We start from the raw sequence: 15,640 nt of genomic DNA, 5'->3' as shown, positions 1-15,640 counted from the left end.
TTCTAAGACCAAAGAAATGACGCTTTGCTACAATGGAATGAGTTAAACTAATAGAATCTAGGTAATTTCATGACAAAAACTTATAAGCATTATCATTTTGACCACGTTGGAAGTTTTCTCCGTCCCCAAACTTTAAAAGAAGCACGTTTGGCTTATTCAGAAGGGCAACTTCCATTAAGTGACTTTAAAAAAATTCAAGAATCTGAAATTAAGAGATTAGTGAAAGAAGAAGTGAACGTTGGCCTTAAAGCGGTGACAGATGGAGAATTTAATCGTTCGTGGTGGCACTTAGATTTCCTCTGGGGGCTTAATGGAGTTGGGACTTATGAACAAGAGGATTCTTATAAATTCCATGGTGCAAAAACAAGGACAACTAATATTGAATTGACTGGTAAAGTAGCTTTTAACCCAGAACATCCCTTTTTTGCGGATTTTAACTGTTTAAAAAGTCTTTTACCAGAAGGAGTTGAACCTAAAGTTACTATTCCTTCACCTTCGTTAATTCCAAATCGTGATGGTCGTTCAGACCGTTGGCCAGAATTTTATGGAAGTTGGGAAGAATTCTTAGATGATTTGGCTCAAGCTTATCATGAAACTTTGCTCCATTTTTATGAATTGGGTGCGCGTTATATTCAACTGGACGATACGACTTGGGCTTATCTTATTGCCAGATTATTAGATGATCCAGAAAACCATGAAAAGTATGTTAAGATGTGTGAAGACATTGTCTATCTTGTTAATAAGCTCTTGAAGGATTTGCCTGAGGACTTGAGAGTTTCAACTCATATTTGTCGAGGAAATTTCAAATCAACTTATTTATTTGAGGGTTCTTATGAGCCTGTGGCAAAATACTTAGGTCAGCTTAATTATGATACTTTCTTTTTAGAATACGATGATGCTCGCTCAGGTTCTTTTGCTCCCTTAGCAGAAATCTGGAATCAAAGAAAAGATGTCTTGCTTGTGTTAGGACTTTTCACTTCTAAACATCCAGAACTTGAAAAGTATGAAGACATTAAAGCTCGCTTAGACGAGGCGCTTGAATCGATTCCACTTGAAAATTTGGCACTTTCAACACAATGTGGATTTGCTTCTACAGAAGAAGGAAACGATTTGACTGAAGAAGAAGAATGGGCTAAATTAGCACATATTAAAAAGATTGTGGATAAAATTTGGAAATAAAGTAAAAGTGGTGGATTCTACCACTTTTTTTGTTTGTCAGTAAAGATTAAATGGCGCATAAGCTAAATTAGCTTTGCTTTGTTATAATAGACTTAAGCAAAAAATAAAGAAAGCGAGAAAAAATATGAAATTAACAGCACTAGGTGTTTGGGGCGGATATCCTACGCGCGATGCCGGAACAACCTCTTATCTTTTACAATCAGAATCAGGCTTTAACATGCTTTTAGATTGTGGTTCACGCGCGGTGACAGAACTTGAACATGAATTGCAACCAACTCAACTTGATGCAGTTATTTTGAGTCATTATCATGAAGACCATATTGCAGATTTGGGGGCTCTTCGCCAATATCGTCAGCTTTATCCATTGGGTCAAGATGGTTGGGATGGAATGATGTTGCCTATTTATGGCCATGGGGAAAATGAATATGAATTTTCTAAATTAACTTTGGATAAGGTTTCGGAAGGTCATCTTTATGATGTCGAAAATGGAACAAAAGTTGGTCCTTTTGATATTACTTTTCTAAAAACAGTTCATCCTGTGGTGAATTATGCCATGCGCATTGTTGAACGTAGAACGGGACAAGTTTTGATTTATACTGGAGATACGGGTTATTTTGATGAATTGACTGACTTTGCCAAAGAGGCTGACCTTCTTCTTGCTGATGTTTATTTCTTTAAAGATAAAGCAAAAATGCCTAATCACTTATCATCAATTGAAGCCGGTCAAATTGCTAAGGATGCAAAGGTTAAAAAATTAATTTTGACTCATCTGCCACAATTTGGTGATTTGGATATTTTACTGACAGAAGCAAAAGAAGCAGCGGGGGATGCTGTCATTACTGATTTAGCAGTTCCGCATAAAATATGGCAACTTTGATAAGCCCTTTTAAAAAGCTAATTTTCCTCATTTCATTTATCATTTTACTGACAGGAATTTTCTTTGGTTTTGTCAGTATCCAAAATTGTGTGCTTAATTACAATCCACCAAAAACGAAAAGTCAGATTGAACAATTGGTTAAAAAAAGTGCTGACAGTTCTAAAACGAGGTTTGTCAGTGATGATAAGCACTATCAGCGTAATTTATTTGTTTCTGACATTCATGGACGCTTATCTGGCTTGAAAAAAACGCTGACAGAGATTCATTTTAGTAAAAATGACCGGCTTTTTGTCTTGGGAGATAGCATTGATCATGGCCGTTTTGGCTTTGATGCTTTACTTTATTTGTTGAAAACTTTGCCAGATGCTGGTTATCATGTGACAGTCATGATGGGAAATCATGAGCAAATGTGGTCAGAACTTGCAAGTGACGGTAAAACGGATGAAGAGCAACTTTCTAATGCAATTGGAACGATTGATATTTATGAAGGGGCTCCACCAAATGGCTGGCAGTATTCAATTGAAAACTGGAAAAAGCTGTCAGTTACTGACAGACAATTTTTACTGACAGAAATGAAAGATAACTTTGGTCAGCCAGAACAGTTGATTGAAAAAATTGAAAATAAGTGGGTGGTACTCTCTCATAGTGCAAAAATGAGCCTTTCTTATGAAAAAGAGAAGACAAAAGATTTGTTTTGGGAACATTTGCCAGGTGATTCTTTTGAACGGCGAAATAGTGTTGCTAAAGCTGTGGGCGTACCAAACACTGATGTTCAGGTCTTTGTTGGTCATGTGAGTGGTTTTTTATTTGGGAAACATCGAAACTATATTTGTTTAGATAATACAATTGTCAATGGGACATTAGAACAATTTGAAGCAGTTCCAGTCAAAATATATTGTCTTGAACAAGAGAAATTTTTAGGATAAATGAATTTTACAGAAGAAGAAAAAGAATTTTTTATGAAGGAAGCACTCAAAGAAGCGCAGAAAGCAGCTGAAAATGAGGAAGTTCCGATTGGAGTTGTCATTGTCAAAGACGGCGAAATTATTGCGCGTGATTTCAATAGGCGAGAGCTTGATGGTCGGGCGACACATCATGCTGAAGTTTGCGCGATTGAAGCGGCAAATCAGGCAGTGGGAAATTGGCGACTTCTTGATTGCGCCCTCTTTGTCACCATTGAACCTTGTGTCATGTGTGCCGGAGCAATTGGGTTAGCGCGGATTCCACAAGTTTACTTTGGAGCGACAAATCCTAAATTTGGAGGAACGGTCAGTCTTTATCAGATTTTAGAAGACAAGCGACTGAACCATCGAGTCCAAGTAGAATCGGGGATTTTAGAAGACGAGTGTGCAAAAATCATGCAAGATTTCTTTAAAAATAGACGAAAAAAATAAATTGTGTTATAATAGTTTTCGGAGCAATAAGTTTCTTACGAAGCGTGTCAGGACCTGACGGTAGCAGCACTAAGTATGGAGCTTATGTGCTCTTTTTTTGTATCCTTATTTATGGTAAAGTATCATTATAAAGATGACAAAGGAGGAGTTTATGAAAAATGAAAATTGGAAAAATGTGAAATGGGTAATTTTAGTTTTAGTGGTAATTTTGATTCCTTTAGTAATTTTTAAATCTTGTCAGAGTTTGACTAAAAGTCAAAATGAGAAGAAAAATAAAAAAGATTCAATTCATTTTTTGCATGGCGCTTGGATTTCAGATGTAAGATTACCAATGTCTAAAGAGCTCAAGGTACAATTTTATCGAGCCAATTTGGATAATGAGTCTCATTTTAAGTATGGTAAAGAACAAGTGGAGTTGATATTTAGAGAATTGAAAAATGGTCGAGGGAATATTGATGGGGAATTTGTAAGAGAAAATTCTGTTTATCGCCCATTGAATGAACTCGACAAAGATGGTTTTCGACCAGTGAAAATAAATATTAATAAAAGAGGAGAAGAAGCTTTTTTCCGTTATAAAGTTATTAATAAAAATAAAGTAAAAATGAGAATTCTTCCTTCAGGAAGTGATAAGGTTGCTGATGAATTTGAGGTTTATTTTATAAGAGAAAATGGTTAACTTACGCCGTCTAAAAAAACTCTGACTATTTGTCAGAGTTTTTTTTGTGGTACCAAAGCATTGACCACTGTGATTTGAGAAATGAGCGTTTCATTTTCGTCAGTGATTTTGATTTCCCAGACATGGTTGCGTTTGCCATTTTTGAGGAGAAGACCGCGGGCATTTACGAAACCTTCGCATTTTTTTGGATTGAGATGGTTGGCGTTAATGCTTTGACCAAGGGCAAAATATTGACCGGAGCCGATTGCATTACTTGCCATACCAGCTGTGATTTCAGCGAGAGCAAGACTTGCACCTCCATTTAAAAAGCCGTGTGGTTGAGCATGAAAATCACTGAGAATCATTTTACTTGAGAATTTATAAATTTTACTGACAGACTTGTCAGAATTCTCGTCAGTAAAAACTTGAAAATTGGTGATATTGAGTTGGTCAATCATGTTCATTGGAAAATCTCCTTAATAAGATGTGAGACCGCCCTAGGGCCTTAGCACTTTAGTGCACGAGCTTTGGGGATAGCAACAAGCAGTTTGTCGCCGACTGTCTTGAAATGATGAAAAATGCCTTTTTGGCTGACGCTTGCCCTGCCAGCAAGTACTTGCGATTCTCGTTGCGCTTTAGCATGGACATTCGAGCGTAGCGAAGAACAGTACTTAGCTGGAACCGATAACGTAGCTAGCGACATTGCCAAAAGAGACAACGGAGCGGATGTAGGAAAAAAGTGGTTCTGCTTGAAGCAGAGCTTCAAGGTTGTGGATGAAATTTACGAAGTAAAATTTACTTGTAAGTAGAGGTTCCAGTTTTTTTCTTTTTCGTTCATCTAAAGTAGGTCATAATTAATTTATTTACAGTATAACCTTTGAGTAGCGTTTCATTAACTGACAGACCGATACCAATTCCAGTCGGGACGGTCATCCAGCCATTTGGGAATGCAATTTCTGGTTGAATGAGGTCTATGTCAAAATAATGCTTAGAATCGGATAAATCACCGGCCATAGCATTTCCAGAAAGCGCAGCGAGTTGGACATGGAGTATTTTTGAGATACCAGACTCAACCATACTGCCAATCCAAAAGCCAATCTGATGCTGTCTGCAAAATTCGATAGCTTTTTGCGTTTGATAAAGTCCACCTAAACGACCTATTTTTACATTGAGCATCGTTTGAAAAGGAAGTTCTGTCAGTATTTTTAGACTTTCTAAATCTTGAACGGATTCGTCAAAGCAAATTGGTGTTAAGAAGTTTTCTGTCAGTAATTTTAATTCGGATAAATCTTTGATATCAAAAGGTTCTTCGATACAAGCCAGACCAAGTTCGTCTAGCTCTTTGATGACTGGCCAGTCTGTCAGTTGAAAACTTCGATTGGCATCAAGAGCAAATGTAATTTGTGGATATCTTTTTACCAGCTTTTTAATCAAATCAGTCCCAATTTGTGGACTAATTTTTAATTTAATTCTTTTGACGCCACTGTTAATAAGTTGGTCAATTTCCTTAATGGTTTGCTCGTCAGACATTTGTCCAAGCACCGCACCACGTGGGATTTTATCAGCTAATTTTTCTTGAAAAAGTCCAGCAATCAAATTTTTATTTCTTTCTTTAAAATACAAATCTAGAAGTGCATTTTCTAGTCCGGCCAGTGCCATTGGTAAGGGATTTCTAAAAAATTCATGTATTTCAAAAGGGTGTGAGAATTCTTTTTGCAAAATTTCTGGCAGGTAAGTTTCTTCCAAGATTTTCCAAGAATCAGCAAAAGTTTCTGAAGTATAAAAAGGAGTCGTGAAAGCAACAACCTCACCAAATCCCGAAAGTCCGTTAGGACTTTCAACTTTTATAATAATTGTATCTCGGAGATTTAAGGAACCTTTGGCGGTCTTAAAATTAAATTTCATAGGGAGTTGAACATGAAACATTGTAATTTTTTCAATTATCATCCTTTAAGCTCTTTTCTCAAGATTTTTCCAGAAGCATTTTTGGGCAATTCATCCATGAAAGTGATGGATTGTGGTCGTTTGTATTTTGCCAGTTTTTCAGTGAGAAAGTTTTCTAATTTTTCTTGGGAAATATTGCCTGAAACGAAGAGAATTGGCACTTGTCCCCACTTGGCATCTGGCTTAGCAACAAGTGCACATTCCTTGATTTCAGGAAGAGAATAAACTAAATCTTCGATTTCTTTGGGGTAAATATTTTCACCGCCAGAAATAATGATATCTTTTCTGCGATTGAGCAGATAGAGAAAACCGTCCGCGTCAAGATAACCAATATCGCCTGTTTCAAAAGCTGTGCCGTAAGGCTTTTGGCCTAGGTAAGCTTTCATCAACATCGGAGATTTTAACCAAATTTCACCAACGCCAGCAAGGTCAGCTTGACGAATCTCAATTTCAACACCTGGTAAAGGCCGCCCGACAGCGCTTGTTTTATCAGGGAAATCTAAAATATTAAAAGTGACAGATTGTGAAAAACTTTCAGTCATTCCATAAGTTTTGTAAATAGGAAGACCTAATTCTTGGCATTTTTTGATTAAAGGTTGGGGAATAAATTCACCACCAAGTAGAATTAAACGTAAGTTATTGCTATGCAATTTGTCAGCAATTCTTGTAAGGAGGGTTGGGACGAGTGAAACCATGTTGATTTTCCCAGAATTGATCATTTCAAGAAGTTGGTTTTCATCAAATTTATCAACAACGGTCGCTGATGTTGCATTATATAAAGTACGCATAATAATGGAAAGCCCAGAGACATGAAACATGGGTAAGATGACAAGCCAATTATCATTGTCATAAGCGCCAAGCGTTTCCTTTGAGGCTTTGACGTGATTTGAAATCATGCCCCAAGTAATAGGGACAGATTTAAATTTTCCGGTAGTAGCGGAAGTGTTCATGATGACCGCAATTTTTTCATCAGGAAAATCTGCTGACAGACTTACAGGGCAAGGGTTACTAGTCCAAATTTCTGAAAAAGAAATACTGTCAGTAATTTTTTCTGTCAGTGAATCCGATGTGAAGACTGTCTCAATCTCGAGTTCCTTGATTTGGTCAGCTAGTTCATATTCGGTCAAGTGTGTATTTAATAGAAGAACTTCTTTTGACAAACCGAGCAAGGCAAACAAAACGACTGCCATTTCAACAGAGTTTTCTGAAAGGAGCGCAACCCGTGATTGATTGTCAATAAGAGGAGCCAAATGTTCCGCCATCTTATTGACTTCCTGATTGATTTGGGCAAAAGTATAGTCATTTAAAAATTGTTTTTGGGGATAAAGTTCCGCCTGTTTTTTTAACCATTTCATATTTTAAGATGTGAGCGAACTCGATTTTCTCCTTTCTGTGTATTTTTTACTGACAGAAATCCTGTCAGTAACTTTTAAATCACAAAAAGCGTCAAAAAGACGCTTTGTCAGCAATTTTGGAAATTTTTATGGGAATTTTGGGAATTGGTCAAAATCAGGTTTGCGTTTTTCTTTGAAAGCATCGCGTCCTTCTTTGGCTTCATCCGTCGTATAGAACATAAGTGTTGCATCTCCTGCAAATTGTTGCAGTCCAGCAAGTCCGTCAGTTGCAGCATTCATTGAACCTTTGAGCATACGAAGCGCCATTGGTGAGAGGGCAAGCATTTCTTGGGCCCATTGAACGGTTTCTTCTTCAAGACGGTCAAATGGAACAACAGTATTAACCATTCCCATGTCCATTGCTTCTTGGGCAGTATATTGACGGCAGAGGAACCATATTTCACGTGCTTTCTTTTGCCCAACCATAGCGGCAAGTAAACCAGCACCATAACCAGCATCAAAAGAACCAACACGTGGACCAGTTTGCCCAAATTTTGCGTTTTCAGAAGCGATAGTCAAATCACAAACGATATGTAACACGTGACCTCCACCAATGGCAAAACCATTCACCATAGCAATGACAGGTTTTGGTGTAATCCGAATCAAATGTTGCAAATCTAAAACGTTCAAACGAGGAATTTGGTCTTCACCAACATATCCACCATTTCCACGTACTTTTTGGTCTCCACCAGAACAAAAGGCTTCTTTATCTTCACCTTTTCCATGATTTGCACCGGTCAAAATAATCACGCCGACATTGGTATCATCACGAGCGACGCTAAAAGCATCAATCATTTCAACGACAGTTTTGGGACGGAAGGCATTGCGGACTTCAGGACGATTGATGGTAATTTTAGCAATTCCATCATAAGTTTCATAAATAATATCTTCGTAGTTACGGTTGAGAGCAACCCAGTTAAATTTTGACATGATTCTCCTTTAAGATGTGAGGACGAGCGCTAGAAGTTGTGAAAATTAGAAAAATGCGGTTCTGGGCATAGCCCAAGTTCCATTTTATCTATTTTCATCAACTTCTGCGAGTCCGAACTCAATTAAAATTAAGATGTGAGGGGCCCTAGGGTCTTTACGCTTTAGCGCTTAGACTTCAGGGTCAGCAACAAACTGATATCTTTGATGTCAGATTGTCGTTGAGTGTTTAGAAGTTATGAAGTTCTATTATTTTCATTAACTTTCATAAGTCCACTTAGAAAAATTATTTTTATTGTATTTATTTCTGTCAGTAAAACTAATTCATCAGTTTTACTGACAGAAGTGATATAGGCATTACCTTTCAATTATATCATAAAGCATTTTGACTAAGGTAAAAATTCCTCTAGTATTTTTTGATAGGTGACCGGATTTTCTAGATGAATATTATGACCAGAAGCAGCAACAGAAATCCAAGTGACATTCGGATTTGGAGCAAAAATTTCTTTAGCAATTTTTGAATATTTTTCGTCTAAATCACCAGATAGATAGAGAATGTTGGATTTTATTAAAGAAATTTTATCGCCAACATAGAAAAGCTGGCCTTGACCTGTTCCATTCAAAGTTTGGGCAAGAGCTAAGGGTGAATTGCTTGCACGGCTTTCCCAAATTTCCTGTTGAATTTTTACTGACAGCTTTTTTTGTGATTCAAAAAGTGAAATATTAGCCCAAAAGTCAGCAAACCAAGCAGACCCATTTAACAAAATCTTCTGTCCTAATTCTTCGTCAGCCAGTCGTCTTTTTTTGCGGTCTTCACTAGATAAAAGCCCAGGACCAGTTGATTCTAAAATCAAATATTTAACAGGAGCTGACGGATAAGCAAGGCAATAACGAAGCGCCAATCGTCCGCCCATTGAATAGCCAAGAAGTGAAAAAGCATTTCCGTCAGTAAATTGTGCAAAAAGCAAGTGCAGATTTTTCAAAATCGCCTCAAGTTTATAAGGGTCAAGTTCCTTTGGTTTTGCTGATGAACCGTGACCTAACAAATCGATAGCAACAATTTTGTAGCCGGCCAAATGAAGATTTCGCCAGGTATTAGAACTTTCAGAAAAACCATGCAGTGCAAATAGGACCTCTCCAGTCCCCCAAATACGGACAGCATAATCAAAACCATCAATAGTAATTATTTTTTTATCAATTTTCATAAGTTGTATATTTTTGATGTAAAGCAAGACTTAAATCTTTATCCGTTTTAATTTCCAAAAGATGAATGCCAGATTGATGAAGAGAAGCTTCAAATTGCTGACCAAAATCAGCATAGCCACTGATCAAATGATAATCTAAACCAGTCAACTCAGCCAGTCCAGCAAAATTTAAACCATGAGGAGTTGAAAAAAGATAATCAAAATTCGGTACGCCTTTTTGAGCTAAATGATGAAAAATCCCACCACCGTCATTATTAAATAGCACAATAGTTAGATTAAGTTCATGTGTTTTACCGACAATTAAACCATTTAAATCGTGTAGCATTGACAAATCCCCAGTCAATAAAACCGTCGGTTTACCCGTTGTAGCAATTCCGAGTGCAGTTGATTCAGTCCCGTCAATGCCATTCACACCACGATTTCCTAGAATTCTAACTTTGGCATCCGCTTTTTTCCACCAATAGTCAATATCTCTGATTTCCATACTATTTGAAACAAGAAGTTGAGCATCCAGTGCTTCCAAATGTTTTTGTAGTTCTTGGACATAACGTCCTTCAAAAGGACTTTCTTCATAAGTCACTTTTTCAAGAAGTTGGCGCATTTTTTCTTGAGCATTTTGCCATTTTTCCAAATAAGAACTATCAGAATTTACTTTTTTAATTGAAGAAGCAAAAGGGAGAACATCAGACTGAACCATCGTTGCCGTTGTCAAACTAGGGTTGCGATAATCAAGAGCAGGGTCAACTTGAATAAATTCAGCTTCGTTATTGAAAACAACGAATTGTTGCAAACGTTTAGAAACAGGCATTTGTCCAAAAAGTAGAATAGCATCCGCTTTTAATTGAGTTTTTAAATCATTATTTGCTAAAAAAGCATCATAAGAGTCTATGACCAAAGGATGATTGTGATTACGCAGATTAGAAAGTGGATCCGCTAAAATTGGAGCTTTTAATTGTTCCGCAAGTTTTAAAAGTGATTCAGAATAATCTTTGTCAAAATTGGCACCGGCTAAAATTAATGTTTTTCCAGAAAGCAATGTTTCATCAAATGGAAGTATTACTTGTGCTTGTCCCTTATAGAATTTAAAGGCATGTTTAGAACGTCCTTTTTCATAATTTTCACTTTTTAATTCTGGAACTAAAGGATCACGCAAGGGAATATTGATTTGCACAGGACCCGAAAGAGGGGAAATAGCTGATAAGACAGCTCGTTGTGCGACTTTACGTGGATAGGTCCAAAAGTTTTCTGTCTGAGACTGGGTTTGAATATGTGGAGCTTCAAGATTTTCAAAATGATTAACAAAATTTCCAAAAAATCTGGTCTGGTCGACTGTTTGAGGAGCTCCAACGAATTGAAGCTCAGCCGGTCTGTCCGCCGTTAAAATAATAAGGGGAACTCGACTCATTTTTGCTTCAAGGACAGCTGGGAAATGATGAGCCGCAGCAGAACCTGAAGTACAAACTAAAACAACAGGACGTTTTTTCGCTTTAGCAATTCCCAGAGCAAAAAAAGCAGCCGAACGTTCATCAATGTTGACATAAGTATCGTATTTTTTGTATTCCTCAAAGAGCATGGCTAAAGCCGTTGAACGTGAACCTGGACTAAAAACAGCTTCACGTACCCCTAAATTGAAAAGTTCATCAACAAAGGGAGCTAAATATTCATTGGTCATGACTATCTCCATTTCTAATTTAAAAATTAAAATCGTAAAATATTTTAAAAAGTTACAAAGCTTCTAAAATGGTTTTTAATTTTACCTTGGTTTCTCTAAATTCTTCTAAAGCATCGGAAGAAGGGATAATTCCACACCCTGCATAAGCATAAAGTTTCTTGTCCACAATCAAAGCCGAACGAATCCCGACAATCATTGTGCCATTTCCTTTGCTGTCAATTAAGCCAAGAGGTGCAGCATATAGTCCTCGCTCATGATTTTCATGCTTTCTGAGGAATTCGAGGGCCTCATGACGAGGCTCTCCTCCAAGAGCAGGCGTTGGGTGAAGCTGTTTTGTCCAATCAATAAGTGAAAGCTCAGAATTTTTAGCACTTAAAATTGTCCGAAGATGATAAACATTTTTCAACTCCATTAATTCGGTTGTTCCAACCTTAACTGTCTCGGCTTTTTCAAGCAGATTTCTTTTTATTTTTTGGACAACAATATCATGCTCTAAAAGATTTTTGGGGTCTGTCAGCAATTTTTGCCCCGCATTTTCCATTGTTTTTGGAAAAGTTCCAGCTAAGGCATAACTAAGGAGTTGGTCATTTTCTTTTTGAACTAAAATTTCGGGCGATGCTCCAAGGAAAATTCTTTTTCCTTTTTGATAAGCAAAAATAAAAGCATTTGGATTATTATCTAATAAATTTTGGATGATACTTTCGAGTTCAAAAGAGGTTTGACTTGTAAATTCAAGTTCTCTTGAAGCGACAATTTTTCGACTCTTTCCGTCAGCAAAATTTTTTTGAATGGCATAAAAAAGTTCTTGCCAAGCCGAAAAATCAGAAGCTTTTTCAGTGAGTTGATGCTTAAGTTTTGGAATAGTGATTTCAGGAATTTCTCGTGGGCTATCACAAGTGAGGGTGTAAGAATTTTCCTTATTGACAACGAAATAATGTTTAAAAGCAATGGTTTCGCCACCGAAATTTTCCCAAAGTTCTCCTTTAATGTCATCAAAAAAAGTCTGACTATGAAAGAGATAGGGATAGTCAGAAAACTTATCATGTTCAAGGTCAATGGCTTTCAAACGCTCACAGCCAATAACAAAAGTTTCTTTTTGAGGGTCAAACCAAAAGAAACGCTCACTTTCTGAAAAGTTTGCCCAGAAAGCTAAGGGGTTATTTAATTTTAAATTGATTTTTATATAATTCATTTTTTCTACCATAAAAATTATAACATAGCTCAGCATAGTAGAGGAATAATGAGCCCTAAAATTACAAATCTTCATTCATTTTTCATAGACTTTCTGATATAATGCTCATTGTTCGTATCTTCACTGCCGTGCCAGCGATGTAGTTGCGAAGACTCGCTTCGTCAAAGCGTAGCTGTTGGCGCTTTAGCACTTACAGATAGGCTTGTATTTTTATCAGGTCTTAATGATTAAATTTAGTGTTAAAAACTATGATATAATTAAAATCATGAAAACATTCAAAAAGGAGTGCCATGAATATTTATGTCAAATTAGCTGAGTTTAGCATTATTGAAACAAAGCGATTGCTTTTGCGTCCCTTTGATTTAAAAGACGCTGAGGACATGTTTGACTATTCAGGTAATCCTGAAAATCTAAAATTTGTTTTTGCCCCGCATCTGTCACTTTCAGAAACACGTTTTTCAATTGCTAACGATTATATGAAAAGTCCTTTAGGGAAATGGGCAATTGAGTTGAAATCTGAACATCGGCTGATTGGAGATATTCATTTTGTGAAAATTTCTGATAAAAATCAGTCTGCGGAAATTGGTTATGTTTTAAATCAAAATTATTGGAATCAAGGGTTACTGACAGAAGCATTAAAAGTACTGACAGAATTTTCTTTTGAACAATTTGGACTTAAAAAGTTGATTTTATTGATTGATAAAGAAAATGTTCCGTCTAAAAAAGTTGCCCTTAAATCAGGCTATCACTTAGTTAAAAAATTTAAAGGGACGAATCAATACAGCAAAAAAATTAGAGATTTTGAACAATATGAACTTGGAAAAAGTGACGATGAAATTTATCAAGAAAATTCAGAGATTGGGGAAATTTGAAGTTTTATGTCAAAGCACGAAGAAATATTAAATTATATTGAAGGTTTGGAAATTGGTAAACAAGTCAGTGTACGTGGGATTGCCAATCGAATGAAAGTCGCTGATGGAACGGCATATCGCGCAATCAAAGAAGCAGAAATACTAGGTTTGGTAGCCGTAAATGACCGTTCTGGAACCGTTAGAGTGGCAGTTAAAGGACAAAAAGTAGCCAATCGATTAACCTTTGGTAAACTTGCAGAAATAGCTAATGCTGATGTTTTAGGTGGGCTTGCTGGATTAGAAGTCGAATTCAGCAAATTTGTCATTTCAGCCATGCAAAGAGAATCCTTCAAGCGCTACCTCTCGCCCAATGGTCTAGTTATCGTTGGTGACCGAAAAGAGATTCAAAATCTAGCCCTCAGAGAGCAGAATGCTGTTTTAGTTACTGGGGGCTTTGACGTGGACCAAGAAGTTGTCAACTATGCTAATCAATTAGGAATTCCTCTTTTACGGACATCCTATGATACCTTTACCGTTGCCAATCGTATCAGTCACGCTTTGGCCAATGAACTCATCAAAAAAGATATTATTACGGTCGGAGATGTCTTTCATCAAAAAAGGGCAACCTTACGGGAAGAAGATACAGTCAAAGATTTTTTAGATTTAGTTAAAAAAACGAATGACAGTCGTTTTGCCGTCGTCAACACTTACAATGTTGTTGTGGGTGTAGTTGCCATGCGGGATGTTACAAATAAGAAAAACGATACTCCGCTCAATAAAGTAATGACAAGAGCTAATGTTGCAAGAGCGAGTATGACAGTGGCGAGCGTTTCACAAAAGATGATTTATGAAGGCTATGATATGATGCCTGTCGTTTACGAAAATTATACTTACGCAGGAATTATTACTAAATCAGACCTTCTCCAAAGCTTACAAAAAGCACAGGAAGAAAGTCAGGTGGCTCACACTTTCAGTGATAATATTGCTAATTCTTTGGTAGAAAAAGGCTCAGCCTACACCGTGACGGTCGAACCATTTATGATAAATAGCGTGGGAACAATTGCTAATGGTGTTTTTGCAGAACTTATTACGCAAGTTGTTCAACGTGTTTTTGCCAAAAAAAGACGACGGAATATCATCATTGAAGCATTAAATATGCATATGATGGGAGCCGCCGCTATTGACAATGTGCTAGAGATTTATCCAAAGGTGATTGGAGAAACACGAATTGGTGCAATGGTTGATTGTGAAATTTATCATGTCAATAACATCGTAGCTAAAGTTCTAGTCAATGTACAATTAACATAAAAAATAAAAGAGGAAAAAATGAACGAAATTTTAGAAAAAATAAAAGCCTATGAGCTTATTCTCATTCACAGACATAAAAATCCAGACCCAGACGCCCTTGGTTCTCAAGCAGGACTCCGAGCAATTCTGAGAGAAAATTTCCCCGAAAAAAGAATTTATGCAGTTGGTTATGACGAACCAACCTTAACCTATTTAGCTGAAATGGATTTGGTTGAACTTAGAGAAGATGAAAAATATCTTTCTATTGTTTGTGACACAGCAAATACACCACGAATTGACGATGACCGCTACAAAAATGCTGATTTTCTAATTAAAATTGACCACCATCCAAATGATGATGCTTATGGAGATTTGTTGCTAGTGGAGCCTGAACGTAGCTCAGCATCAGAAATTGTTGCCGATTTTGCCTTTGAAACAGGTCTTAAATTGAATGCAGAAGCCGCCCGCCTCCTTTATGCGGGAATTATTGGAGATACTGGACGTTTCTTGTATCCAGCCACTTCGCCGAATACCTTAAAAGTAGCTTCAAAATTAGCAGAATTTCCATTTGACCGTCCAGCTTTAGGACGAGAAATGTCGTCATTTGATATGAAAGTTGCTCGCTTACAAGGATTTGTTTATGAAAATATGGAAGTTTCAGAAAAAGGAGCTGCACGTGTTTTATTAACTCAAGAAATTTTGAAAAAATTTGATTTACGTGACGCAGAAACTTCAAGTATTGTTTCTACACCAGGAAATATTCGAGGAATTGAATCTTGGGCAATATTTGTGGAACAAGCCGATGGACATTTCCGAGTAAGAATGCGTTCAAAAGTAAAGCCAATTAATGAAATTGCTAAAAGACATGATGGCGGAGGCCATGCACTAGCTTCCGGAGCTAATTCTTATTCTTTAGAAGAAAATCAACAAATTTGGCAAGAATTACAAGATAATTTAAAATAAATTTACTGACGAAAATAATTTCTCAGTCAGCTGATAATTCTGTCAGTAGCGATTGATTAATGAGCTTTAAATCAGTAAAAGAAAGAATCATCAGTCAGCT

Annotated in this window: 15 protein-coding genes and 1 other RNA gene; 9 read left to right on the top strand and 7 right to left on the bottom strand. The window is 36.8% G+C overall.

Annotated elements, in window-relative coordinates:
* Window positions 1–69: 69 nt before the first annotated feature.
* The 6 genes from IAE51_RS03050 (at window position 70) to IAE51_RS03025 (ending at window position 4,126) form a co-directional block, all read left to right on the top strand.
* Window positions 70–1,179 (top strand): vitamin B12 independent methionine synthase, encoded by a 1,110-nt coding sequence (locus tag IAE51_RS03050; RefSeq protein WP_200094714.1) that lies wholly within the window; start codon window positions 70–72, stop codon window positions 1,177–1,179.
* A 124-nt stretch (window positions 1,180–1,303) separates the two neighbouring features.
* Window positions 1,304–2,056, top strand: a complete 753-nt coding sequence (locus tag IAE51_RS03045; protein ID WP_200094712.1) for an MBL fold metallo-hydrolase — start codon at window positions 1,304–1,306, stop codon at window positions 2,054–2,056.
* Window positions 2,044–2,982, top strand: coding sequence for a metallophosphoesterase (locus tag IAE51_RS03040; protein WP_033898754.1), 939 nt, complete (start codon window positions 2,044–2,046; stop codon window positions 2,980–2,982). Before IAE51_RS03045 ends, IAE51_RS03040 begins: the two co-directional genes overlap by 13 nt.
* A complete protein-coding gene (gene tadA / locus IAE51_RS03035; RefSeq protein ID WP_003129664.1) occupies window positions 2,983–3,450 on the top strand; it encodes a tRNA adenosine(34) deaminase TadA in 468 nt (155 codons plus the stop codon). It abuts the gene before it with no gap.
* A 15-nt stretch (window positions 3,451–3,465) separates the two neighbouring features.
* Window positions 3,466–3,551: signal recognition particle sRNA small type (gene ffs / locus IAE51_RS03030), an RNA gene on the top strand.
* Between the two features lie 50 nt (window positions 3,552–3,601).
* Window positions 3,602–4,126: a hypothetical protein gene (locus tag IAE51_RS03025; protein ID WP_058211476.1), complete on the top strand. Its 525-nt coding sequence runs from the start codon at window positions 3,602–3,604 to the stop codon at window positions 4,124–4,126.
* 32 nt (window positions 4,127–4,158) lie between these two features.
* On the opposite strand, the gene IAE51_RS03020 is transcribed toward IAE51_RS03025, so the two are convergent.
* The 7 genes from IAE51_RS03020 to IAE51_RS02990 all read right to left on the bottom strand — a co-directional run bounded on the left by IAE51_RS03020 (window position 4,159) and on the right by IAE51_RS02990 (window position 12,439).
* On the bottom strand, window positions 4,159–4,569 hold the full coding sequence (locus IAE51_RS03020) for a PaaI family thioesterase (protein WP_058211475.1): 411 nt from the start codon (window positions 4,567–4,569) through the stop codon (window positions 4,159–4,161).
* A 370-nt stretch (window positions 4,570–4,939) separates the two neighbouring features.
* On the bottom strand, window positions 4,940–6,052 hold the full coding sequence (menC, locus tag IAE51_RS03015; protein WP_017864296.1) for an o-succinylbenzoate synthase: 1,113 nt from the start codon (window positions 6,050–6,052) through the stop codon (window positions 4,940–4,942).
* Window positions 6,049–7,404 carry an o-succinylbenzoate--CoA ligase gene (gene menE / locus IAE51_RS03010; protein ID WP_200094710.1) on the bottom strand — a complete coding sequence of 452 codons (1,356 nt, stop codon included), beginning with the start codon at window positions 7,402–7,404 and terminating at the stop codon, window positions 6,049–6,051. The genes menC and menE overlap by 4 nt, the downstream gene beginning before the upstream one ends.
* Before the next feature lie 126 nt (window positions 7,405–7,530).
* Entirely contained in the window at window positions 7,531–8,373 is an 843-nt protein-coding gene (gene menB / locus IAE51_RS03005; protein ID WP_003132444.1) for a 1,4-dihydroxy-2-naphthoyl-CoA synthase, read from the bottom strand.
* A gap of 386 nt (window positions 8,374–8,759) precedes the next feature.
* Entirely contained in the window at window positions 8,760–9,575 is an 816-nt protein-coding gene (gene menH / locus IAE51_RS03000) for a 2-succinyl-6-hydroxy-2,4-cyclohexadiene-1-carboxylate synthase (protein WP_200094708.1), read from the bottom strand.
* Window positions 9,565–11,247: a 2-succinyl-5-enolpyruvyl-6-hydroxy-3-cyclohexene-1-carboxylic-acid synthase gene (menD, locus tag IAE51_RS02995; protein ID WP_200094706.1), complete on the bottom strand. Its 1,683-nt coding sequence runs from the start codon at window positions 11,245–11,247 to the stop codon at window positions 9,565–9,567. Before menD ends, menH begins: the two co-directional genes overlap by 11 nt.
* Window positions 11,248–11,299: 52 nt before the next feature.
* Window positions 11,300–12,439 (bottom strand): isochorismate synthase, encoded by a 1,140-nt coding sequence (locus tag IAE51_RS02990; RefSeq protein ID WP_233611019.1) that lies wholly within the window; start codon window positions 12,437–12,439, stop codon window positions 11,300–11,302.
* 290 nt (window positions 12,440–12,729) lie between these two features.
* Between IAE51_RS02990 and IAE51_RS02985 the strand changes: the two genes are divergently transcribed.
* Genes IAE51_RS02985 through IAE51_RS02975 form a run of 3 tightly spaced genes read left to right on the top strand, consistent with a single transcriptional unit; the run spans window position 12,730 to window position 15,540 of the window.
* A complete protein-coding gene (locus IAE51_RS02985) occupies window positions 12,730–13,311 on the top strand; it encodes a GNAT family N-acetyltransferase (protein WP_033898772.1) in 582 nt (193 codons plus the stop codon).
* Between the two features lie 6 nt (window positions 13,312–13,317).
* Window positions 13,318–14,598: a DRTGG domain-containing protein gene (locus IAE51_RS02980; protein ID WP_003132450.1), complete on the top strand. Its 1,281-nt coding sequence runs from the start codon at window positions 13,318–13,320 to the stop codon at window positions 14,596–14,598.
* 18 nt (window positions 14,599–14,616) lie between these two features.
* The gene (locus IAE51_RS02975) at window positions 14,617–15,540 is read left to right on the top strand and encodes a bifunctional oligoribonuclease/PAP phosphatase NrnA (RefSeq protein ID WP_200094704.1); all 924 of its coding nucleotides are present in this window, start codon (window positions 14,617–14,619) and stop codon (window positions 15,538–15,540) included.
* The last annotated feature ends 100 nt before the right edge of the window (window positions 15,541–15,640 follow it).

This window comes from Lactococcus sp. S64, from assembly GCF_016516525.1.
Lineage (GTDB): Bacteria > Bacillota > Bacilli > Lactobacillales > Streptococcaceae > Lactococcus > Lactococcus lactis.
The sequence above is the reverse complement of the archived record's forward strand: the minus strand, read 5'-3'. Positions and strand labels throughout refer to the sequence as shown.